Annotated in this window: 21 protein-coding genes and 1 tRNA gene; 17 read left to right on the top strand and 5 right to left on the bottom strand. The window is 56.1% G+C overall.

Going from position 1 to position 21,745, the window contains the following annotated elements; genetic code table 11:
* Nucleotides 1–14 precede the first annotated feature (14 nt).
* From tssF to AA74_RS0115750, 6 genes are all read left to right on the top strand, one after another.
* Complete coding sequence (gene tssF, locus AA74_RS0115775) at nucleotides 15–1,769, top strand: type VI secretion system baseplate subunit TssF (protein ID WP_025912752.1); 1,755 nt, start codon at nucleotides 15–17, stop codon at nucleotides 1,767–1,769.
* Nucleotides 1,733–2,818: a type VI secretion system baseplate subunit TssG gene (gene tssG / locus AA74_RS0115770; protein WP_025912751.1), complete on the top strand. Its 1,086-nt coding sequence runs from the start codon at nucleotides 1,733–1,735 to the stop codon at nucleotides 2,816–2,818. The genes tssF and tssG overlap by 37 nt, the downstream gene beginning before the upstream one ends.
* The gene (tssJ, locus tag AA74_RS0115765) at nucleotides 2,796–3,341 is read left to right on the top strand and encodes a type VI secretion system lipoprotein TssJ (RefSeq protein WP_025912750.1); all 546 of its coding nucleotides are present in this window, start codon (nucleotides 2,796–2,798) and stop codon (nucleotides 3,339–3,341) included. The genes tssG and tssJ overlap by 23 nt, the downstream gene beginning before the upstream one ends.
* The gene (tssE, locus tag AA74_RS0115760) at nucleotides 3,341–3,796 is read left to right on the top strand and encodes a type VI secretion system baseplate subunit TssE (protein WP_025912749.1); all 456 of its coding nucleotides are present in this window, start codon (nucleotides 3,341–3,343) and stop codon (nucleotides 3,794–3,796) included. Before tssJ ends, tssE begins: the two co-directional genes overlap by 1 nt.
* A gap of 14 nt (nucleotides 3,797–3,810) precedes the next feature.
* Entirely contained in the window at nucleotides 3,811–4,281 is a 471-nt protein-coding gene (locus AA74_RS0115755; RefSeq protein WP_025912748.1) for a hypothetical protein, read from the top strand.
* A 104-nt stretch (nucleotides 4,282–4,385) separates the two neighbouring features.
* Nucleotides 4,386–5,717: a VasL domain-containing protein gene (locus AA74_RS0115750; RefSeq protein WP_025912747.1), complete on the top strand. Its 1,332-nt coding sequence runs from the start codon at nucleotides 4,386–4,388 to the stop codon at nucleotides 5,715–5,717.
* Nucleotides 5,718–5,757: 40 nt separating this feature from the next.
* Here the strand turns inward: AA74_RS0115750 and AA74_RS0115745 are convergent.
* Together AA74_RS0115745 and AA74_RS0115740 are read right to left on the bottom strand one after the other, a co-directional pair.
* Nucleotides 5,758–5,829, bottom strand: a tRNA-Arg gene (locus AA74_RS0115745).
* 75 nt (nucleotides 5,830–5,904) lie between these two features.
* Nucleotides 5,905–6,834, bottom strand: a complete 930-nt coding sequence (locus tag AA74_RS0115740) for a formate/nitrite transporter family protein (RefSeq protein WP_008502620.1) — start codon at nucleotides 6,832–6,834, stop codon at nucleotides 5,905–5,907.
* A gap of 315 nt (nucleotides 6,835–7,149) precedes the next feature.
* Between AA74_RS0115740 and mlaA the strand changes: the two genes are divergently transcribed.
* On the top strand, nucleotides 7,150–7,902 hold the full coding sequence (gene mlaA / locus AA74_RS0115735) for a phospholipid-binding lipoprotein MlaA (protein WP_008502619.1): 753 nt from the start codon (nucleotides 7,150–7,152) through the stop codon (nucleotides 7,900–7,902).
* Between the two features lie 44 nt (nucleotides 7,903–7,946).
* On the opposite strand, the gene fadL is transcribed toward mlaA, so the two are convergent.
* Nucleotides 7,947–9,230, bottom strand: coding sequence for a long-chain fatty acid transporter FadL (gene fadL, locus AA74_RS0115730; RefSeq protein WP_008502618.1), 1,284 nt, complete (start codon nucleotides 9,228–9,230; stop codon nucleotides 7,947–7,949).
* Between the two features lie 372 nt (nucleotides 9,231–9,602).
* Between fadL and AA74_RS0115725 the strand changes: the two genes are divergently transcribed.
* From AA74_RS0115725 to sixA, 4 genes are all read left to right on the top strand, one after another.
* Nucleotides 9,603–9,887 carry a YfcZ/YiiS family protein gene (locus AA74_RS0115725; RefSeq protein ID WP_023294142.1) on the top strand — a complete coding sequence of 95 codons (285 nt, stop codon included), beginning with the start codon at nucleotides 9,603–9,605 and terminating at the stop codon, nucleotides 9,885–9,887.
* 278 nt (nucleotides 9,888–10,165) lie between these two features.
* Nucleotides 10,166–11,476: an acetyl-CoA C-acyltransferase FadI gene (gene fadI, locus AA74_RS0115720; protein ID WP_021241580.1), complete on the top strand. Its 1,311-nt coding sequence runs from the start codon at nucleotides 10,166–10,168 to the stop codon at nucleotides 11,474–11,476.
* The gene (gene fadJ / locus AA74_RS0115715) at nucleotides 11,476–13,623 is read left to right on the top strand and encodes a fatty acid oxidation complex subunit alpha FadJ (RefSeq protein WP_025912746.1); all 2,148 of its coding nucleotides are present in this window, start codon (nucleotides 11,476–11,478) and stop codon (nucleotides 13,621–13,623) included. Before fadI ends, fadJ begins: the two co-directional genes overlap by 1 nt.
* A 209-nt stretch (nucleotides 13,624–13,832) precedes the next feature.
* The gene (sixA, locus tag AA74_RS0115710; protein ID WP_014884683.1) at nucleotides 13,833–14,318 is read left to right on the top strand and encodes a phosphohistidine phosphatase SixA; all 486 of its coding nucleotides are present in this window, start codon (nucleotides 13,833–13,835) and stop codon (nucleotides 14,316–14,318) included.
* A gap of 46 nt (nucleotides 14,319–14,364) precedes the next feature.
* Here the strand turns inward: sixA and smrB are convergent, their stop codons facing one another.
* On the bottom strand, nucleotides 14,365–14,916 hold the full coding sequence (smrB, locus tag AA74_RS0115705; protein ID WP_008502613.1) for an endonuclease SmrB: 552 nt from the start codon (nucleotides 14,914–14,916) through the stop codon (nucleotides 14,365–14,367).
* A gap of 145 nt (nucleotides 14,917–15,061) precedes the next feature.
* Between smrB and prmB the strand changes: the two genes are divergently transcribed.
* From prmB to AA74_RS0115675, 6 genes are read left to right on the top strand one after another with little or no spacing between them, the layout of a single operon-like run.
* A complete protein-coding gene (prmB, locus tag AA74_RS0115700; RefSeq protein ID WP_008502612.1) occupies nucleotides 15,062–15,994 on the top strand; it encodes a 50S ribosomal protein L3 N(5)-glutamine methyltransferase in 933 nt (310 codons plus the stop codon).
* Nucleotides 15,995–16,054: 60 nt separating this feature from the next.
* A complete protein-coding gene (gene aroC / locus AA74_RS0115695; protein ID WP_025912745.1) occupies nucleotides 16,055–17,140 on the top strand; it encodes a chorismate synthase in 1,086 nt (361 codons plus the stop codon).
* A 2-nt stretch (nucleotides 17,141–17,142) separates the two neighbouring features.
* Nucleotides 17,143–17,967 (top strand): penicillin-insensitive murein endopeptidase, encoded by an 825-nt coding sequence (gene mepA, locus AA74_RS0115690; RefSeq protein ID WP_025912744.1) that lies wholly within the window; start codon nucleotides 17,143–17,145, stop codon nucleotides 17,965–17,967.
* A complete protein-coding gene (locus AA74_RS0115685) occupies nucleotides 17,967–18,776 on the top strand; it encodes a sulfite exporter TauE/SafE family protein (RefSeq protein WP_025912743.1) in 810 nt (269 codons plus the stop codon). Before mepA ends, AA74_RS0115685 begins: the two co-directional genes overlap by 1 nt.
* Nucleotides 18,776–19,321, top strand: a complete 546-nt coding sequence (locus AA74_RS0115680; RefSeq protein ID WP_008502608.1) for an elongation factor P hydroxylase — start codon at nucleotides 18,776–18,778, stop codon at nucleotides 19,319–19,321. The genes AA74_RS0115685 and AA74_RS0115680 overlap by 1 nt, the downstream gene beginning before the upstream one ends.
* 13 nt (nucleotides 19,322–19,334) lie before the next feature.
* Entirely contained in the window at nucleotides 19,335–19,610 is a 276-nt protein-coding gene (locus AA74_RS0115675) for a YfcL family protein (protein WP_008502607.1), read from the top strand.
* Between the two features lie 97 nt (nucleotides 19,611–19,707).
* On the opposite strand, the gene mnmC is transcribed toward AA74_RS0115675, so the two are convergent.
* Nucleotides 19,708–21,705 carry a bifunctional tRNA (5-methylaminomethyl-2-thiouridine)(34)-methyltransferase MnmD/FAD-dependent 5-carboxymethylaminomethyl-2-thiouridine(34) oxidoreductase MnmC gene (gene mnmC / locus AA74_RS0115670; RefSeq protein ID WP_025912742.1) on the bottom strand — a complete coding sequence of 666 codons (1,998 nt, stop codon included), beginning with the start codon at nucleotides 21,703–21,705 and terminating at the stop codon, nucleotides 19,708–19,710.
* Nucleotides 21,706–21,745: the final 40 nt, after the last annotated feature.

Genomic DNA, 21,745 nt, shown 5'->3' with positions numbered 1-21,745 from the left:
AATTCAGGTTTTTTATGGACGACTTAACCCTGCGTTATTACGACGCTGAAATGCGCTACCTGCTGGAAGCCGGTGAAGAGTTTGCCCGTGCTCACCCCGAGCAGGCAGCAATGCTCAACCTTGATAAAGCCGGAGCGCGCGACCCGTATGTTGAACGCCTGTTCGAGGGCTTTGCCTTCCTGATGGGGCGCTTGCGTGAAAAGCTCGATGACGACCTGCCTGAACTGACCGAAGGGCTGGTCAGCCTGCTGTGGCCGCATTATCTGCGCACCATACCGTCGATGTCGGTGGTGGAGTTCACCCCTGACTGGCGCGAGATGAAAGAGCAGATGCGCATCGCCAAAGGTTTCGAAGTGAACTCGCGGCCGATCGGCGAGAAGGCCACGCGTTGTCGGTACACCACCACCAAAGAGATCACCCTCCTGCCGTTGTCGCTGGAGCAAGCCCGCCTGTCCACTGACCCTGACGGGCGTTCGGTTATCAGCCTGCGCTTTAACTGCAGCCATCTTGCCGACTGGAGTCGTATCGATCTCAGCCAGATCCCGCTCTACTTCAACGCTGATGCACCGCTGGCCTGCGCCATGCATGAAGCTTTTACCATGAATACAGCGCGCCTCTGGCTGCGGATGCCGGGCGACATGGACAGAAGACCGCTCGACGGGTATTTCACCGCGCTGGGCTTTGGCGATGATGACGTCCTGTGGCCGAAGGGAAGCAGCAGCTTTAGCGGATATCAGCTGCTGCTCGAGTACTTCACCTTTCGTGAAAAATTCATGTTCACGGGGCTGCGTGGGCTGGAGACAGTGGCCTTTCCGGCTGAGCTCCCCTGGTTTGAAATCGACGTGGTGCTGGCAGAACGCTGGGAGCATGATTTCAGCTTTACCGAAAAGCATCTGCGCCTGAACTGTGTGCCGGTGATTAACCTGTTCCCGCTGGAATCTGACCCGCTGACGCTAAACTCCCTGCAGACCGAATACATGCTGCGCCCGATGCGCGTGCAGGATGGCCATACCGAGATATATGCGGTGGATTCGGTGATGTCATCGAGCCAGCATACCTACGTGCCATTTTCAAGCTTCCGCCACAAGGGCGGAATGATGCGCCATGAAGCCCCGGAATATTACTACCACACCCGCGTGCGCCGTGGCCCGTCGGGGTTGCATAACACCTGGCTTATCCTCGGCGGGGAAGCGTTTGATAACCACACGGTGCCGGAGGATGAAAGCCTGTCGCTGACGCTAACCGGCACCAATGGCCAACTACCTCGCAGAGCGTTGCAAAGTACCGTGCTCGATACAGTGATGAAAACCACTTCAGCCAGTATCGCCGTGCGTAACCTGTGTGCGCCGACGCTGCCTTGTTATCCCCCGGCGCAGGACCGTTTCCACTGGCGCGTGCTGAGCCACCTCGGCAGCGGGTTCCTGTCGATGATGGACAACGCCGACGTGCTGCGCGGCACCCTGGCGCTGTATGAGTGGACCGACAGCGAGATGAACCGCCGTCGTCTGGAGGCGATTATCGATGTGAAGCACAGTGAAACGGAACGCTTTGAGCAGGGATATCTGGTGCGCGGGGTGCAGATTGAGGTGACGCTTGAGAGCAACGGCTTTGCCGGGCGCGGCGATATCTGTCTGTTCGGCGAGATGCTGAGCCGCTTCTTTGCACTGTACACCGATATCTATCTGTTTAACCGCCTGATTATTATTCTGCAACCGACCGGAGAGCGCCTGGAATGGGAAGAGAAGCACAACCGCCGCATTCCCGGCTGACCCCGCGGCTGGAGGCCGAGCTTCACCGCATCAACTTTTATCGTTTATGCCAGCTACTGGAGAAGCGCCATCCGGACAGGCCGCTGATGGGCTCTACCAGCCATCCGGCGGATGACCCGGTACGCTTTGCGCCGCACCCTGGAATGGGGTTCCCGGCCAGTGAACTGAAGGCTGTCGAGTATGACGAGGATGATGACAGCAGACCACCGCTTATCCGCACGACCTTTATGGGGATGTACGGTGTTGATTCGCCTCTACCGACCGCCTATCTCGATGACATTTCCCAGCGCCGGGAAGGACATGAGGCGCTGCAGGGGTTTCTGGATATTTTCAGTCATCGCATCCTGACGCAGTTTTACCGCGTCTGGCGTAAATACTCGTATCCGGCCACGTTTGAGCCAGGGGGAACTGACTCCATTTCGCAGTCGCTGCTGGGTCTGGTGGGGCTGGGCATACCGGGCACCGCGAACCATATAGCCACGCCAGTGTCCCGCTTTCTGGCGCTACTGGGTGTGCTGCAGCAGCCGGGCAAAACTCAGGAAGGGATGCAGGCACTGGTGCGCCTGCTGGCCCCCGATACGACGGTGCAGGTGAGTCCGTATTGTCTCCGGCCTGTAGAGATTGACAGGCCGCTGGGTTTTTACGGTGACGAAGAGTTTCTGCTTGATGGCAATACGCCTCTGGGTGACGAAGCGATGGATGCCAGCAGTCAACTGCTGATTGCGCTCACGACGGATAACGAACAGGAAGCGCAGGGCTGGAAACCGGACGGTCTGTTGTATCAGGACTTTCTGGTGATGCTGCGGGTTTATCTCGGGTGGCGTTTTAAGGCAAAAATTACTCTGACCACCCGGACCTGCCTGCTGGCTGCGCCGCCGCTCGGTGAAGGTCGCTTCTGGCTGGGGATGAATGGCGTGCTGGGCGCGGAAGACGAATATCTCCTGGACGATATCCCGCAGACCTTCACGACGGAACTGGGCTATTACACCGGCCTGCAGCCCTCAACACCACAACAAGGAAACCGACGTGTTACGTACAAATTCAATTAAGACTTCGCGCTGGCTGCTACCGCTGCTGGCATTCAGCCTGACAGGCTGCGGGGTGACGCAGAGCATCACCGATGGCACTAAATCGGCGTTTAACGCCGTGTTCTACAAAAAAATCAAGGTGCTGCACCTCGATTTCACCGCTCGTGAGGCGCTGAACACCGACTCCCGTGAAAGTAACTCGCTGTCTCAGCCGGTGGTGATAAGGATTTACCAGCTCAAAGACCGCAAAACCTTTGATAAGACGGTGTATCAGCAGTTGCTTCAGGATGATAGCACCATTCTGAAAGACGACATGCTGGCCAGTCGTGATGTCGTGGTGAAACCGGGTGGCGATGCAAACCTTGATATGCCAATGGAAGAAAAGGCGCAGTTTGTCGCGGTGGTAGGGCTCTTCCGCCATCCGGATATGGACAACAACGCCTGGAAGCAGGTTATCAAACGCAGTGACCTGGATCCGGATAAACCACGTATCCTGGAAGCAGGTGATAACTCTCTGACGCTACAGCCGCTTAAGGAAGACTGATGCCCTACGGACATAACGCGCCTTCGCTGTATGAAATGTTAACGGGAAATTTTACAGGCGGACTCAACCTTAGTCAGGTCAGTGAAGAAAATCAGGTCATCCTCTCGGTGCTGGATAACATGCAGCGCGTTCTCAACTGTCGTGCCGGTACGCTGTCGCACCTGCCAGACTACGGGCTGCCGGATATGACCAAAATTCTGCAGGGTATGCCGGGAACGGCCCATGAGCTGATGGGCACATTATCTGCCGTCCTGCTCAAGTATGAACCCCGCCTGAAAAAAATAACCGTTGTCCTGCTGGAACAGAACGTCCCCGGCGAACTGCGTTATGCCATTGACGCTGAACTTAAAGGGATTGGTCTGGTGCGCTACGGGACTGAGTTTATGCCCGAAGGACGGGTCCTGTTGAGGCATCTCAGGCAACAACAATATCTCGATACGACCCTCCGTATATAAGGTTTGATAACATCATGTCAGTAAAATCACAGTTCCTGAAAAAGTTGCAGGCACGACAACCTGCACCAGTTCCTGCCATCAGCAAGAGTCAGGCTGATATTGCAGAGTTTCGCCAGCGGATGGCTCAGCTTCAGGAGCAAATGGACGCGTGGCTGACGGATACGGGACTGAATGTGGAGCCACTGACCGTATCCGTTCCGGATCTGCTGGTGGAGGGCGGAGCTTTTGAAATTTCCGGTATTGTTCTGCGTTATGACAGCCGGGCGGTCAACTTTATGCCGATCTTTCTGTATGGACAGGGCGTCGCTGGTTGTGTCGAGGTGACTTTCTGTTCCGGAGATAAGGTGATTTCTCAAGGACGCCTGTTCATGCGGGTGGGGAGCGCAAATGGCTGGATCTTTACTCCCCCTGATACCTCATCCCGATCCGGACAACTATTTGATGAAGGTGTGTTTTTCGGTCTGATTTTAGCGCTGCTGCCATAGCGATAACATTCATTCCTTTAATGCGTCATTGCATTTTAAATCGCCAAATAGCCCTACAGATCAACTAACGAAATTAACCGAAACGGATATGCAGGCCCTCCAGGATGACCACACATATAACGTTAAAAACCGGCGGCGACCCGCGCACGCTGCCAGATTACGCCGCCCTCCGCGATGAGCTCAGCAAGCTGACGCATCCTGCTCGCCCGGATGTAAACTGGCAATATGTCGAAAAACGCTCTCTCTCTCTGTTCGAACAGAACGGTGTGGAGTTGCAGACTGCAGCCTGGTACACCCTTGCCCGTATTCACCTGTCTGGATTAGCAGGCCTGAACGAAGGGCTGGCGATTCTGGAGGCCCTGATTAGCCATCAGTGGGACGTTTTCTGGCCTAAGACATTACACGCTCGTATGGAAATCCTTAGCGGCTTGAGCCAGCGCCTGCAGCAGCACATGCGTATGCTTCCACTCAACAAAAGCCATCTTAGTGAGCTTTATCGTGCTGAAGAATTGCTTACCCGACTGAGTGCCGTGCTACAGCGTCTTGAGCTGAAACACCTAAGCCAGTTCGATACGTTACGAACAATGATACGTTCGAATGCTGAACGGCTGGAAAGCAGTAATGACGCATCAGATCTGAATGCACTCATGATGCCCGGTTGCGAAATACCTCAGGAAAGGGCAGAGCCGGTTGACGAAGTGAAATGGGTCTATGTTGTGCAGCCGGAGAATCAGCCTGATGCAGAGGGTTTTACGACAGCGCACGGGGCGGTCAGACCATGGAAACCCTTTGTCGCCGGAATGTGTTCTATGCTGGTGGTCAGCCTCGCCGCGGCGTGGGGAGGGGGCTTTCTGTCCAGACCCGATCCCTTAACGATTCAGGCTAATGCATCTCTGGCGCCGTTACCTGAAGTGCTTACACCTGTTCAGCAAGACGCGTTAGCACAGCAAGGTACTTTACCGTCCACATTTATCACAGAAACGCAGCAGCAGCTTGCCCGACTGGATAAGCTGCCTCCTGACTGGAATATTTCCTACAGCCTTCAGTTGTTAGCGCAACTCCAGACAGTGCGGCCGGAGGAGGCGAAGCCGCTCACCTCACAGTGGCAGCAAAAATTTAACGCGGCAGCGTTGCCTGTCGACGCTATGAACAGTTGGTATGAAGGAATGATGAAGCTTCAGCAACTGAGTCATCGGCTGAGCAGTCTGGATGAGCAAAAAGGAAAATATATCACGGTGAGTGAGCTTAAATCGGTGGTTTTTTCGACTATACAGTCATTTAACCAAACAATACCGGCTGAAGAACAACTCCGACGCCTGTCACAGCATCCAGCCGGAGATGCGCTTCCTGAAGCCGAAAAGACCCAGCTGGAATTGCGCCTAAGACAGCTTGCTGCGCGTTACGCTCAAATAAAACAGGATTCTTCTGCTCAGTGAATTCTGGCGATAGACAGGTGAATGCGCGCGAAGGTCAAAGTGTCCCCTGCAGGAATCGAACCTGCAACTAGCCCTTAGGAGGGGCTCGTTATATCCATTTAACTAAGGGGACGAGGCGGCACGAGTATAGCGTCATTTACACTTTGCGTTAAGCGCATCGCCGCCTGACTGCTCAAAGAGTCACCATTCAGGACGATTTTTTTGTCGATTTATCATCATTTTCCCGCGCTTTAAGCTCCGCTTTGCGTTTGTTCGACATGTCGTTACGGATTTGGGCATGGCTTAACAGCGCGAAGATAAACGTTCCGCCGCAGATGTTTCCTGCTAGTGTCGGTAAGGCGAACGGCCAGAAAAAGTCGCTCCAGTGAAGCGTACCGTTAAAGACCAGATACAGTATTTCTACGGTACCGACCACAATATGCGTGGTGTCAGCCAGCGCAATCAGCCAGGTCATCAATATGATCACCACAATTTTGGCGCTCCCTGCTGAAGGAAACATCCAGACCATCGTGGCGATAATCCAGCCAGAGATGATGGCATTAGAGAACATTTCGATCGGGGTGTTTTTCATCACATCCATGCCGATTTTTACAAATGCGTCCCGGGTGGGTTCATCAAAGATCGGCATGTACTCAAACGCCCAGGCCGCGATGCCCGTGCCGATGATATTACCCAGCAGGACGACGCTCCACAGACGCATCAATAAACCGAAATTGCCGAGGGTAGGGTTTTGCATCACCGGCAGAACGGCGGTCACCGTGTTTTCGGTAAACAGCTGCTGGCGGGCCATGATGACAATCACAAAGCCGAAGGTATAGCCGAGATTCTCGAGTAAAAAACCGCCCGGCACACCTTCCAGCTGAACATGAAATATCCCTTTGGCGAGCAGAGACGCGCCCATTGAGAGCCCTGCGGCGATAGCTGACCAGAAGAGGGCCATGGCATCGCGCTCCATCTCTTTTTCACCGTCCTGGCGGATATGCTCATGGATGGCCATCGCGCGGGAAGGGAGGCGATCTTCATCAATTTCTATTTTCTCGCCACGCGCTTTCTCCTCGCTTTCAATTTCAAGTTCCTCATCGCTCTCGCCAATTTTTTCTTCGCCCACTTCTTTCATATCTGCTCCCGGAGGTTGATCTTTCTGTTAAGCGTAGCGGCTTTTATCGGGATGCCTGTGGGGATGCTCTTAAATTGGCGGCAATGACAACAAAGGTGATACATCTCTTTCAAAGACATTATAAAATTGCCAGCGAAACGAATTCCAAAAGCCAGGCTATGCTGAGATCAGAGTCACGGTGATTACTGCCCGTAATTGTGCTCATAGACATCGGTAAACGTGCTGTTACAATCGCTTGCACGTTTACAGACGGAGCATCAACGGCTCCGTTACGGATGGCAATCAACGATAGCCATACTGAACAGGGAGATATTTATGAAACTTCGGCTGTCGGCGCTTGCGCTTGGCGCGACGATGCTTGTGGGCTGCGCCAGCTCCGGGGAGCAAACGGGACGCTCCGATCCTCTCGAAGGATTTAACCGCTCCATGTATAACTTCAACTACAACGTGCTGGACCCGTATGTGGTGCGCCCGGTGGCCGTGGCATGGCGCGATTATGTTCCCCAGCCCGCGCGTAACGGGTTAAGTAACTTTACCAGCAACCTCGAAGAGCCTGCGGTAATGGTGAACTACTTCCTGCAGGGCGACCCGTATCAGGGGATGGTGCACTTTACCCGCTTCTTCCTTAACTCTATTCTGGGTATGGGCGGCTTTATTGACGTGGCAGGCATGGCGAATCCGAAACTGCAGCGTGAGCAGCCGCACCGTTTCGGCAGCACAATGGGACATTATGGCGTCGGGTACGGTCCGTACATGCAATTACCGTTCTACGGCAGTTTCACCCTTCGTGATGACGGCGGCGATATGGTTGATACGCTGTATCCGGTTCTGTCGTGGCTGACCTGGCCGCTGTCGGTGGGTAAATGGACGGTGGAAGGGATAGAAACCCGTGCGCAACTGCTCGACTCTGATGGCTTACTGCGCCAGTCTTCTGACCCGTATATTATGGTGCGAGAAGCGTACTTCCAGAATCATGACTTTATTGCTAACGGCGGTAAGCTGAAACCGGAAGAGAATCCAAACGCGAAGGCGATCGAGAACGAACTAAAAGATATCGATTCGGAGTAAATAAAAAAGGTGAGCAATGCTCACCTTTTTCAATTCCTGCGCGATTAGAACGCGTAGTTGAAGTTCGTACCGAACAGCCAGGCTTTACCTTCAGAGGTAAACTCGTAAGGGCCTTCCTGGAACGTCACTTTCTGACCGTGCATATAAGATACGCCCGCATCGATAGATGCATTCTCGTTGAACGCATAAGTCGCGCCTGCACTTATCCAGAAGCGGTCCTGATCCGGAATGGAAATGGAACGCTTGTCTGCCGGAACCGGGCTGTCGTCAAATGCGATACCGGAGCGGAAAGTCCAGTTTTTATCGTAGTAGTAGGTGGTACCCAACGCAATACGATAAGCGTCGTGGAAGCTTTCGTCCTTATAGAACAGCGTTTGACCATTGCTTCCGGTCGCTTTCAGCTCCTGGAACTGGCTCCAGCTGGTATAGGCCAGGCTGTAGTGGATCGCCCATTGCGGTGCAACGCGGTTATAACCGGAGACTTCCCACATTTCTGGCAAATGCAGTGACAGCGAACCTGGAACGGTCTGGTTTGACGTTCCCCAAGGAATGGTGGTACCCGCACCAGGAACCACGTTGTTCACAGGCTTCAGGATGCCGCTCTTGTAATCGCCGTCGAAGTCAATTTTCACTTCGGAGCGATAGGTCAGGCCCCAACGGTTGTTTTTGTCCAGCTCGTACAGGATACCGGCGTTCCAGCCATAGCCCCACTCATCACCTTCAAGGCTGGCAATTTTGTTGCTGTTTTTTGGCAGGCGAGCAGTTTGCTCCCCGGAGTAACGTTCAATTTTGGCATCGGCGTAGACGGCATCAAAGCCCAGACCAAAGCTCCAGTTGTCGTTCAGGCGATAAGCACCACTCAGGTTCAGGTTCAGCGTAGTAAGGTCTGTTTTACCGCCGTATTCACCAGCCGGGTAGTTGCTATTGAACTCGGTAGCAAGCCCGTAGTTAGAGGTTACGGATGCTCCCCAGCCAAACTGTTCATTGATAGGCGCAACGAAGTGCAGGTTAGGGACCCATGCTGTTGGGGCAATATTGTCCGCTTTAAGGCTCGCACCCGTGTAAGGCGACTTGCCAGAAATGTTGACATCAGGATCGATATAAACCGCACCGGCAGAGAAGGTCGGACGATCAAACATCATGATCAATGCGGGGTTACGACTTGCGTTACCCGCATCATCAGCAATAGCGCCTTCCCCTGAATACGCGCGGCCAAGGCCAGAGGAAGAAAATTCGTTTAACTGAAAGCCCGCTGACCATGCGGAAGTGGAGACGAGTGCCACTGCGACTGCCAGCGCAGTCTTGTTGAACAGGGTTTTCTGGCTCATGACCATAACCTCATTGAGTTATTTTTATTCAATAATTGTTACATACCGTAACAGGAGCGCGAAGTGTAGGGTCTGAGGTATGACAGACAAATCAGACCAGTGGCCAGAGTATAGGTCCGACCAGCCTGAATGTTGCAAGTTTGTTTATTAATATTTTCAAACATGTTTCGTGAAACGAGATCTGGTTGGCAAAATTGTGACCATCGCGACTCACCCAAAAGGGTGGTTTTTGTTTTAGATCATTTTTTAGTGTGATATTGGTCACTTATCCGATTTTGCGCCATTAACGGCTGGAGAGAGCCCGCGCCGGGGCGTAAAATATCAGCATCGTGTTTATCTCGCGCGCTGCGCGAATACAGAGGAAATTGAGCTATGAGTAAATGCAGTGCTGATGAAACCCCGGTTTGCTGCTGTATGGATGTTGGCACCATCATGGACAACTCCGATTGCACCGCGTCTTACAGCCGTGTGTTCACCAACCGCGCCGAAGCGGAAGAGACCCTGGCCGCGCTGAGCAAGCGTGCGCGTGATGTTGAATCCGATCCGTGTGAAATCAAGTCGACCTTTACCGAAGTGGAAGGCGGCGTGAAGCTAGACATCGACTTTGTTTTTGCCTGCGAAGCTGAAACGCTGATTTTCCAGCTGGGTCTGCGTTAATTTCTGCGGCCTGATGCCCTCACTCCGACCCTCTCCCACGGGAGAGGGCGTAAGCATTAAAAACGGTAACCTACGGGTTACCGTTTTGCTTTTACCTTGCGCACCCGGCAACATACCGCACAAATGCCCCTGCCATACAGGGGCATTTTCTTTTTCTTCTCTGTGTTTTAGCTCGCACTTTTTCGTTTCCCCGATTGGCTGAATGTAAAAAAATGGTTAAGACTATTATCAGGTCAGACCACTTAGTGTTTGCGAAAAATTTTTTACAGGGGAGTGTTATGAGTCAGGCATTACCGCTTATTACCCGTCAGGGCGATCGCATTGCCATAGTCAGTGGATTGCGCACGCCATTTGCGCGTCAGGCAACGGCGTTTCATGGCATACCGGCCGTCGACCTGGGGAAAATGGTAGTGGGGGAGATGCTGGCTCGCAGCGAAATTCCGCCGGAGGTCATCGAACAGCTGGTCTTCGGTCAGGTCGTGCAGATGCCTGAAGCCCCCAACATTGCGCGGGAAATCGTCCTCGGTACCGGGATGAATGTTCATACCGACGCCTACAGCGTCAGCCGCGCCTGCGCAACCAGCTTCCAGGCCGTGGCTAACGTCGCCGAAAGCCTGATGGCGGGCACCATTCGCGCCGGGATAGCGGGGGGAGCGGACTCCTCTTCGGTACTGCCAATTGGGGTCAGTAAAAAGCTGGCGCGCATCCTGGTGGATGCCAACAAAGCCCGTACGACGGGTCAGAAACTCAAACTCTTCTCGCGTTTACGTCTGCGCGACCTGATGCCTGTACCTCCTGCCGTCGCGGAATACTCCACCGGCCTGCGCATGGGCGACACCGCCGAGCAGATGGCCAAAACCTACGGCATTACTCGTGAACAGCAGGATGCGCTGGCGCATCGTTCACATCAGCTTGCGGCAAAAGCCTGGTCGGAAGGCAAGCTGACCGATGAGGTCATGACCGCCTATATTCCGCCCTATCGCGAACCGCTTGCGGAAGATAACAATATTCGTGGCACGTCAACGCTGGCGGATTACGCCAAACTGCGCCCGGCGTTTGACCGCAAGCACGGCACCGTGACGGCGGCGAACAGTACGCCGCTGACGGACGGGGCTGCCGCCGTGATCCTGATGACCGAATCCCGTGCAAAAGAGCTGGGCATTACTCCCCTGGGCTATTTACGCAGCTACGCCTTCACCGCCATTGACGTCTGGCAGGACATGCTGTTGGGTCCGGCATGGTCCACGCCGCTGGCGCTGGATCGCGCGGGGCTGACGCTGGCTGATTTAACCCTGATTGATATGCACGAAGCGTTTGCCGCGCAAACCCTGGCAAACGTCCAGCTGCTGGCAAGCGAGCGTTTCGCACGTGATGTGCTGGGCCGCGCGCATGCCACGGGTGAAGTGGATCAGAGTAAATTCAACGTGCTGGGTGGCTCTATCGCCTACGGTCATCCGTTTGCCGCTACAGGGGCGAGGATGATCACGCAAACATTACATGAACTCCGTCGCCGTGGCGGTGGGTTTGGCCTTGTTACCGCCTGTGCGGCGGGCGGCCTTGGCGCAGCAATGGTTCTGGAGGCTGAATAATGGATATGCCATCTGCATTTAATCTGACGGTTCGCCTCGATAACGTGGCCGTTATCACTATTGATGTGCCTGATGAAAAGATGAATACCCTGAAGGCCGAATTTGGTGTTCAGGTGCGCGCGATGCTAAAGCAGATCCGCGAGAACAAAGCCATTCGCGGCCTGGTGTTTATCTCTGCCAAACCCGACAACTTTATCGCCGGGGCGGATATCAACATGATTGCCCGGGCGCAAAGCGCGCTGGAAGCCGAAGAGCTGGCGCGTCAGGGCCAGCAGGTGATGTCGGAGATCAACAGTCTCCCAATCCCGGTCATCGCAGCGATCCACGGTGCGTGTCTGGGCGGTGGGCTGGAGCTGGCGCTGGCCTGCCACAGCCGCATCTGTACCGACGATGCGAAAACCATTCTGGGCCTGCCGGAAGTGCAGCTGGGCCTGCTGCCAGGTTCTGGCGGAACGCAGCGTCTGCCGCGGCTGGTGGGCGTCAGCACGGCGCTGGAGATGATCTTAACCGGTAAACAGCTGCGTGCCCGTCAGGCGCTGAAAGCCGGTCTGGTCGATGACGTCGTGCCGCAGTCTATTTTGCTGGAGGCCGCCGTTGAGCTTGCGCTGAAAGGGCGTCAGGCAAAACGTCCTCTGCCGGTTCGCGAGCGCGTGCTGGCCGGTCCGCTGGGGAGAACGCTCCTGTTCAATATGGTGGGCAAAAAGACCGAACAAAAAACCAAAGGCAATTACCCGGCGGCAAAGCGGATCCTCGACGTGATCGAAACCGGGCTGTCGCAGGGCAGCAGCAGCGGCTATGCCGCGGAGGCCAAAGCCTTTGGCGAACTGGCGATGACGCCGCAGTCACAGGCGCTGCGCAGCATCTTCTTCGCCAGCACAGAGGTGAAAAAAGACCCGGGCAGCGAGGCATCGCCTGCGCCGCTGCGTGCCATTGGCGTACTGGGTGGGGGGCTCATGGGCGGCGGTATCGCTTTTGTTACCGCCAGCAAAGGCAAATTGCCGGTACGCATCAAAGACATTAACCCTAAGGGAATCAACCACGCGCTGCAGTACAGCTGGCAGAACCTTGATCAAAAGGTCAAACGCCGCCATATCAAGGCAAGCGAGCGTGATAAAAACCTGGCGACGATCTCCGGTACGACGGATTACAGCGGTTTTGCGCACCGCGATCTGGTGATTGAAGCCGTGTTTGAAGATCTGGCGCTTAAGCAGCAGATGGTGGCAGACGTTGAGCAGCATTGCGCCCCGCATACTATTTTTGCCTCCAACACGTCGTCATTACCGATTGGCGATATCGCGGCGAAAGCCGCGCGTCCGGAGCAGGTGATCGGGCTGCACTTCTTTAGCCCGGTAGAAAAAATGCCGCTGGTGGAAGTTATTCCACACGCGACCACCAGTCCGCAAACCATCGCCACGGTAGTCAAACTTGCGAAGAAGCAGGGTAAAACGCCGATCGTGGTCGCAGATAAAGCCGGCTTCTACGTCAACCGTATTCTGGCGCCCTATATTAATGAAGCCATGCGGCTGCTGACGGAAGGGGAGAAGATCGAACACGTCGACGAGGCGCTGGTAAAGTTTGGTTTCCCCGTTGGCCCAATCCAACTTTTGGATGAGGTGGGAATAGACACCGGCACTAAAATTATACCTGTGCTGGAGGCGGCTTATGGCGATCGTTTTAGCCCGCCTGCAAACATTGTTTCTGCAATTTTGAAGGACGATCGCAAAGGCAGAAAAAATGACCGCGGTTTCTATCTTTACGGCGCGAAAGGGCGTAAAAGCAAGAAACAGGTCGACCCTTCGGTTTATGGGCTTATTTCGACCACCGGTCAGGGAAAACTGTCTGCCGTTCAGTGCGCTGAACGTTGCGTGATGATGATGCTCAATGAAGCGGCGCGCTGCTTTGGTGAGCAGGTGATCAAGAGCGCACGCGATGGCGACATCGGCGCGGTATTTGGTATTGGTTTTCCGCCGTTCCTTGGCGGCCCGTTCCGTTACATGGATACACTCGGCGCGGGTGAAGTGGTTGCCATTTTGCAACGTCTGGCCTCGCAATATGGCCCACGGTTTACACCGTGTGACGAATTATTGCAGATGGCGGAACGGGGCCAGACATTTTGGCCTGCACGGGAAACTGATTTCGTAAACTGAAGTCAAAGAAGGGTAAATCCTGAGGTGAATGAACCTGTTCTGGCGATTTTGTAAACAGAGATTGACTATACTTACGCCATTGAGGTAAAAAACAGCGTTTCATTCATCGAATGGATCAGGCACAATGCCCGGCCATCGGGTTTTCTACCTCTTAGCATTTATCGCGGGTAGTTAACGCCGGTGATTCTGGTTAACAAAAGCGGTGCAATATGCAAGTTTTCATCATGCGTCACGGCGACGCGGCACTCGATGCCGCCAGTGACTCAGTACGTCCTTTAACCGTCTGTGGCTGCGACGAATCCCGTCTGATGGCAACCTGGCTTAAAGGTCAAAAAGTGGACATTGAACGCGTTCTTGTGAGTCCGTTCCTGCGTGCAGAACAGACGCTGGATGTGGTAGGGGAGTGTATGAACCTGCCGTCCAGTGTGGATGTTCTCCCCGAACTGACACCATGCGGTGATGTCGGCCTTGTCAGCGCTTATCTTCAGGCGCTGTGCAATGAAGGTGTCGCTTCCGCACTGGTCATTTCCCACCTGCCGCTGGTCGGCTATCTGGTATCTGAGCTGTGCCCGGGCGAAACGCCGCCTATGTTCACCACTTCCGCGATTGCCAACGTCACCCTCGACGAAACCGGCAAAGGGGTCTTCAACTGGCAAATGAGCCCGTGCAACCTGAAGATGGCAAAAGCGATCTGACGTGACGTGTGACAGGGCGGGGTGCTATATCTTTCCCGCCCTTCTGTCAGGGCAACTCTGGCGGCTGCCACTCCTCAACTTCAATCAACACCAGCAAGGCGGCATCTCCGCCGTACTCTTTCGGTGCCTGATGAAACGCCATTACGTGTGGGTGCTGAGCCAGCCACAGCGGCGTCTGTTGCTTGAGGATATGTTTCCCGTGGCCATGCATCACGCAGGCGCAAAAAACATGTTCGCGGCGACAGGCGGCAATCAACGCCCCCAGCTCCTGTTTCGCCTGCATTTGCGTTAAGCCGTGCAGATCCAGAAACAGCTCCGGCGAATAATCTCCCCGGCGTAACTTTTTCAGTTCGAAATGGCTGACGTCCTCGCGCACGTATTTCACAGCGCCCTGGGTATTAAGCAGCGGCTGAAACTCGTCTGAAAAGTAGTGGCTGTTATCGGCCTGCTCCTGCAGCAGCCGCTTGACCGGGACTTCGCTGATTTTTTTACGCTGCGGGCGATGAACAATCGTGTCCTGCGCGATTTTCCGCGTCCCGGTCATCAGCTGTCGGAAGAGCGCCTGATCCTCCTCGCTGAGCGATGTTTTCTTTTTCATTCGTCATTCTCATCTCGTATTTCCGATAGTGTACCCGACTAAACGCATTTTTTAACCTCAAGCGGTACGCGTCATTGCTGATTTATCGCCGTCTTCATGGCAAACTAGCCGCCGAAAATTATGCGAGCATGCCCTGGAGGAGAGAGTGGATAAAATATTTGTCGATGAAGCAGTAAACGAGCTGCATACCATACAGGACATGTTGCGCTGGTCGGTTAGCCGCTTCAGCGCCGCCAATATCTGGTACGGACACGGTACCGACAACCCGTGGGATGAAGCCGTGCAGCTGGTGCTGCCGTCCCTCTACCTTCCGCTGGATATTCCGGAAGACATGCGCACCGCGCGCCTGACCTCGAGCGAAAAACACCGCATCGTTGAGCGCGTAATCCGTCGCGTGAACGAGCGTATTCCGGTCGCCTACCTGACCAACAAAGCCTGGTTCTGCGGCCACGAGTTCTATGTCGATGAACGCGTGCTGGTGCCGCGCTCGCCGATTGGTGAGCTGATCAACAACCACTTTGAAGGCCTGATCGGCCATCAGCCGCAGCACATTCTGGATATGTGTACCGGGAGCGGCTGTATCGCCATTGCCTGCGCTTACGCCTTCCCGGAAGCGGAAGTGGACGCGGTTGATATCTCCACCGACGCGCTGGCCGTGACCGAGCACAACATAGAAGAGCACGGCCTGATCCATCACGTTACGCCAATTCGCTCTGACCTGTTCCGCGATCTGCCGACGCTGCAGTACGATCTGATCGTCACCAATCCGCCGTACGTCGATGCGGAAGACATGTCCGATCTGCCGAACGAATACCGCCACGAGCCGGAGCTGGGTCTGGCGTCAGGCTCTGACGGCCTGAAGCTGACCCGCCGCATTCTGGCCTGCGCGCCAGATTATCTGACCGACGACGGCGTTCTGATTTGTGAAGTGGGCAACAGCATGGTACATCTGATAGAGCAGTATCCGGATGTGCCGTTCACCTGGCTTGAGTTCGACAACGGCGGTGACGGCGTCTTTATGCTGACCAAAGCGCAGCTGCTCGACGCGCGCGAACACTTCAGCATCTATAAAGATTAATCCAGCGGGCTTCGGCCCGTTTCACAACGCTCAAACACAAACAACAACATCGGAGCCGTGATGGCAGGAAACAGTATTGGACAGGTATTCCGCGTGACCACCTTTGGCGAGTCGCACGGGCTGGCGCTGGGCTGTATCGTTGATGGCGTACCGCCAGGCATCGAACTGACCGAAGCCGATTTGCAGCATGACCTCGACCGTCGTCGTCCGGGCACCTCTCGCTACACCACGCAGCGTCGCGAGCCGGACCAGGTCAAAATTCTCTCCGGCGTCTTTGAAGGCCGTACCACCGGCACCAGCATTGGCCTGCTAATTGAAAACACCGATCAGCGCTCCCAGGACTACGGCACCATCAAGGACGTGTTCCGTCCAGGCCATGCCGACTACACCTACGAACAAAAGTACGGCTTCCGCGACTATCGCGGCGGCGGACGTTCCTCCGCGCGTGAAACCGCGATGCGCGTGGCGGCTGGCGCCATTGCTAAGAAATACCTGCAGCAGAAATTTGGCATCGTGATCCGCGGCTGTCTGACCCAGATGGGCGACATTCCGCTGGCGATCAAAGACTGGGATCAGGTCGAGCAAAACCCGTTCTTCTGTGCGGATGCCGACAAGCTGGACGCGCTGGACGAACTGATGCGCGGTCTGAAAAAAGAGGGCGACTCCATTGGGGCGAAAGTCACCGTCGTGGCCGACGGCGTCCCGCCAGGCTGGGGCGAGCCGGTATTTGACCGTCTCGATGCCGACATCGCGCACGCACTGATGAGCATCAACGCGGTGAAGGGCGTTGAGATTGGCGACGGTTTTGACGTGGTATCCCTGCGCGGCAGCCAGAATCGCGACGAAATCACGAAAGCGGGCTTCCAGAGCAACCACGCGGGCGGCATTCTGGGCGGGATCAGCAGCGGGCAGCAGATTATTGCCAATATCGCGCTGAAACCAACTTCAAGCATTACCGTGCCGGGCCACACGATTAACCGCGATGGCGAAGAAGTTGAGATGATCACTAAAGGACGTCACGATCCGTGCGTGGGGATCCGCGCGGTGCCGATCGCAGAAGCGATGCTGGCGATCGTGCTGATGGATCACTACCTGCGCCAGCGCGCGCAGAATGCGGATGTGACGACCACCATTCCACGCTGGTAAACATGAAAAAAACCGCAATTGCTCTGCTGGCGCTGCTTGCCAGTGGAGCCAGTCTGGCCGCCACGCCGTGGCAAAAAATCACCCATCCGGTGGCGGGGAGCGCGCAGTCCATCGGCGCCTTTTCCAACGGCTGTATCGTGGGGGCTCAGGAACTTCCGCTGCAATCGGATACCTATCAGGTGATGCGTACCGACCAGCGTCGTTACTTCGGCCACCCGGATCTGGTGCTGTTCATCCAGCGGCTGGGAAACCAGGTGCATAATCTGGGGTTGGGCACGATGCTGATCGGCGATATGGGGATGCCTGCGGGCGGGCGTTTTAACGGTGGACACGCCAGTCACCAGACCGGACTGGATGTCGATATCTTCCTGCAGCTGCCTAAAGCACGCTGGAGTTCAGCCCAGTTGCTGAAACCGCAGGCGCTGGATCTGGTGTCGAGCGGCGGTAAGCGCGTTGTGCCCTCACTGTGGACGCCGGATATCTTCAGCCTGATTAAGCTGGCGGCAAAAGATAACGACGTTACGCGGATCTTCGTCAACCCGGCTATCAAGCAACAGCTCTGCCTCGATGAGGGAACCGATCGCGACTGGTTGCGCAAAGTGCGCCCGTGGTTCCAGCATCGTGCGCACATGCACGTTCGTCTGCGCTGCCCGGCGAACAGCCTGGAATGCGAAGATCAGCCGCTACCGCCGCCAGGCGATGGTTGTGGTGCGGAACTGCAAAGCTGGTTTGAACCGGCAAAACCTGGAACCTCTAAGCCTGAGAAGAAGACACCGCCTCCGTTGCCGCCTTCCTGCCAGGCGCTACTGGATGAGCATGTACTTTAATGGATAATTTCGTCAATCTGTTTATGGTGTCACCGCTGCTGCTGGTGGTGCTGTTCTTTGTGGCTATGCTGGCCGGTTTTATTGATGCCCTTGCGGGCGGCGGCGGGCTATTAACCGTACCCGCGCTGCTGGCGGCGGGCATGAGCCCGGCGCAGGCGCTTGCCACCAACAAGCTGCAGGCCTGCGGCGGCTCGCTCTCAGCGTCGCTCTATTTTATCCGCCGCAAGGTGGTGAGCCTGGCCGACCAGAAGCTCAATATCCTGATGACCTTTATCGGCTCCACGTCGGGCGCGCTGCTGGTTCAGCACGTGCAGTCGGATATTTTGCGCCAGATCCTGCCGGTTCTGGTCATCTGCATCGGGCTTTATTTCCTGCTGATGCCGAAGCTCGGCGAGGAAGACCGTCAGCGTCGTCTGCACGGCCTGCCGTTTGCGCTGATTGCCGGGGGCTGCGTCGGTTTTTACGACGGTTTCTTCGGCCCGGGGGCAGGCTCGTTTTACGCGCTGGCGTTCGTGACGCTGGCCGGGTTTAACCTCGCCAAATCGACCGCCCATGCCAAAGTGCTCAACGCGACCTCGAACGTCGGCGGCCTGCTGCTGTTTATCATTGGCGGCAAGGTCATCTGGGCAACCGGGTTTGTGATGATGGCAGGGCAGTTCCTGGGCGCACGCGCGGGCTCGCGTCTGGTATTAAGCAAAGGGCAAAAGCTGATCCGGCCGATGATCGTTATCGTCTCGGCCGTGATGAGCGCCAAACTTCTTTATGACAGCCATGGACAGGAGATCCTCACCTGGTTGGGGATGCACTAATGAACAGTACGCATAAATATGAACAGCTGATTGAGATCTTTGACGGCTGTTTTGCTGACGATTTTAATACCCGTCTGATTAAAGGCGACGACGAACCGATCTATCTTCCTGCTGATGACGAGGTTCCGTATAACCGCATCGTCTTTGCGCACGGCTTTTACGCCAGCGGTTTGCACGAAATTTCGCACTGGTGCATCGCCGGAAAAGCGCGTCGCGAGCTGGTGGACTTCGGTTACTGGTATTGCCCGGACGGGCGAGACGCCGCGACGCAGGGGCAGTTTGAGGATGTAGAAGTGAAGCCGCAGGCGCTGGAATGGCTGTTCTGCGTGGCGGCGGGTTTCCCGTTCAACGTCAGCTGCGACAACCTCGAAGGCGACTTCGAGCCAGACCGTATTGTCTTCCAGCGCCGCGTGCATGCGCAGGTGATGGAATACCTTGAGAAAGGCATCCCGGCACGTCCGGCGCGCCTGATCGAGGCCTTACAGAATTATTACCACACGCCGGCGATTGCGGCGGAAAGCTTCCCTTGGCCGGAAGATCTTTAACAGAGGAAAGAAGATGATCGCAGAATTTGAATCACGCATTCTGGCGTTAATTGATGACATGGTGGAACACGCCAGCGATGATGAGCTGTTCGCCAGCGGTTATCTGCGTGGTCACCTGACGCTCGCGGTAGCCGAGCTGGAAGCAGGTGACGATCACTCTGCCGACGCTGTTCATGAGGAAGTGACCCGCAGTCTGGAGAAAGCCATTCAGGCCGGGGAGCTCTCTCCGCGCGACCAGTCACTGGTGCTGGGCATGTGGGACAACCTGTTCCAGCAGGCTAAACGCTAAGTCATCGTTTTTCGCCCGGTGGCGCTGCGCTTACCGGGCCTACTAATTTTCCCTCTCCCTGTGGGAGAGGGTTAGGGTGAGGGCACCAGGCCGCACCTTACTTAATCATTTTCCCCTTCAGCAGTTTCCTTACCCACAAGCGATTCGGATTCAGTCCCGCAAGCGTAACCCTGTCCAGCGGAATTGGCTCGTCGCTCATTTGCGCGGCTAATACTTCAGCCAGCAGCGGCGCAGAGCACAGCCCACGGGAACCCAGCCCGCCGAGCATAAACAGCTCCGGATACACCGGTGCGGCCACCGCCGTTTCCTTGTTTTCAGCCAGATCTTCATAGGCCGCAAGCGTCGCGTCATAGTCCGGCGCGTTGCCCGCCATCGGCAGATGATCGCGGGTGGCACAGCGCACGCCGCAGCGCGCGTCACCCTCGCTAACGTCGACCTCTTTCGCCCACGCCGCATCCGGGAAACAGTCAATCAGGCGCTGGCGGTTTTGCGCCTGATCCGCTTCGCTATAGCGCATATCCGTTTCGCCACGATGATAGCTGGCCCCGATGCAGTGATGGCCGTTAGACGGATTTTGCGGTGTCAGATAGCCGTCATAGCACAGCACCTGGCGCAGTTTGCCGAGCGCAGGCGCGGTGGGGATATGGCTTACCTGGCCGCCGACCGGATAAACCGGCAACGCTGCCGTCTGGATAAACTGGCTGATGTGATGCCCGTTGGCCAGCACAACGCTGGCATGGCTCGCCTCCTTGCCATCAGCAAAACGCAGATCCCAGCGTTCTGTCCGGCTGAGCGATTCCACCTTGTGGGCATACCGCACCGTCAGCCCTTGCGACTGCGCCAGGGCAATGACCGCCGCGGTCAGTTCGGCCGGGCACAGCCAGCCGCCGAGCGGGTACTGAATGCCCCCACACCCGGTTTCTACGCCAGCGGTGTCCGCCACCTCCTGAGTACTTACCGCGCGGGCAATCTCCTCCGGCAGGCCCAGCGACAGCATCTGCGCGATCTTCTGCTGGCTCTTCTCATCCCAGCCGAGCTGCGTCACGCCACACCAGTCGTGGTCGAATGCCACTGGCAGCGCGTCGTACAAGCGGCGGGCGAAGGTAAAGGCCGCGGGGAAAAACTGGAACAGGGCCGGATCGTGTGCGCTTAAAAGTGGATAGAGCGCCCCCTGACGGTTGCCGGATGCGCCGCTGGCGGGCGCGTCGTCAGCGCAGTAGAGCGTGACCTGCCAGCCACGATGGAGAAGGGCGAGCGAGAGCAGGGCGCTGGCGATCCCGCCGCCAACGATCGCCACGTCGCGCGATGCGCTGGCGCGGCGCGCAAACCAGGGCGTCTGAGCGGGGATCTCCAGCGTCTGCTCCATCCTGCCGACCAGCATGTCGCGCTTGCGGCCAAAGCCTTTGGTCTTCTGCATGGTAAAGCCCGCCTCCTGCAGCCCACGGCGGACAAAGCCCGCCGAGGTGAAGGTGGCAAGGGTAGCCCCAGGGCGCGCCAGCCGCGCCATCGCGTTAAACAGATGCTGGCTCCACATGTCCGGGTTTTTGGCAGGGGCAAAACCGTCCAGAAACCACGCGTCGACCTTCTGATTCATCGAATCATCGAGCCTGTCGGTCAGGTCGTTGATGTCGCCGAGCCATAAGTCCAGCATGACGCGTCCACCGTCCAGAATCAGACGGTGACAGCCGCCGATGTGGGGCGGCCACTGCGCCTGAAGCTGTTCTGCCCAGGGCGCAAGCTCCGGCCAGCGCTGGTGGGCAAGCCGCAGATCGTGCGCGGTGAGCGGGAATTTTTCGAAACTGATGAAATGTAATCTTTGTAGCGTAGCCTCAGGGTGAGCAGCGTGGAACTGATTAAACGCCTGCCAGAGGGTTAAAAAATTCAGACCGGTGCCGAATCCACTTTCCGCGACCACAAACAGGCTCCGCGGGTGCGCCGGGAAGCGGGTGCTGAGCTGGTTTCCGTCGAGGAAAACATAGCGAGTTTCTTCGAGTCCGTTATCATTAGAAAAATAGACGTCATCAAAATCTCGGGAAACAGGTGTACCCTCAGCGTTGAATTCGAGGTTGGCGGGTTGTATAGCGTTTTGTTTCACGTAAGTTACTCGTCTGACAGGCAGTGGCACGATCTTAACG

Origin of the sequence: Enterobacter sp. 5-4 (assembly GCF_000612205.1) — a bacterium.
Classification (GTDB): Bacteria; Pseudomonadota; Gammaproteobacteria; order Enterobacterales; family Enterobacteriaceae; genus Enterobacter; species Enterobacter roggenkampii.
Note: the sequence above shows the minus strand (reverse complement) of the source record. Positions and strands in the feature narration are given on the sequence as shown.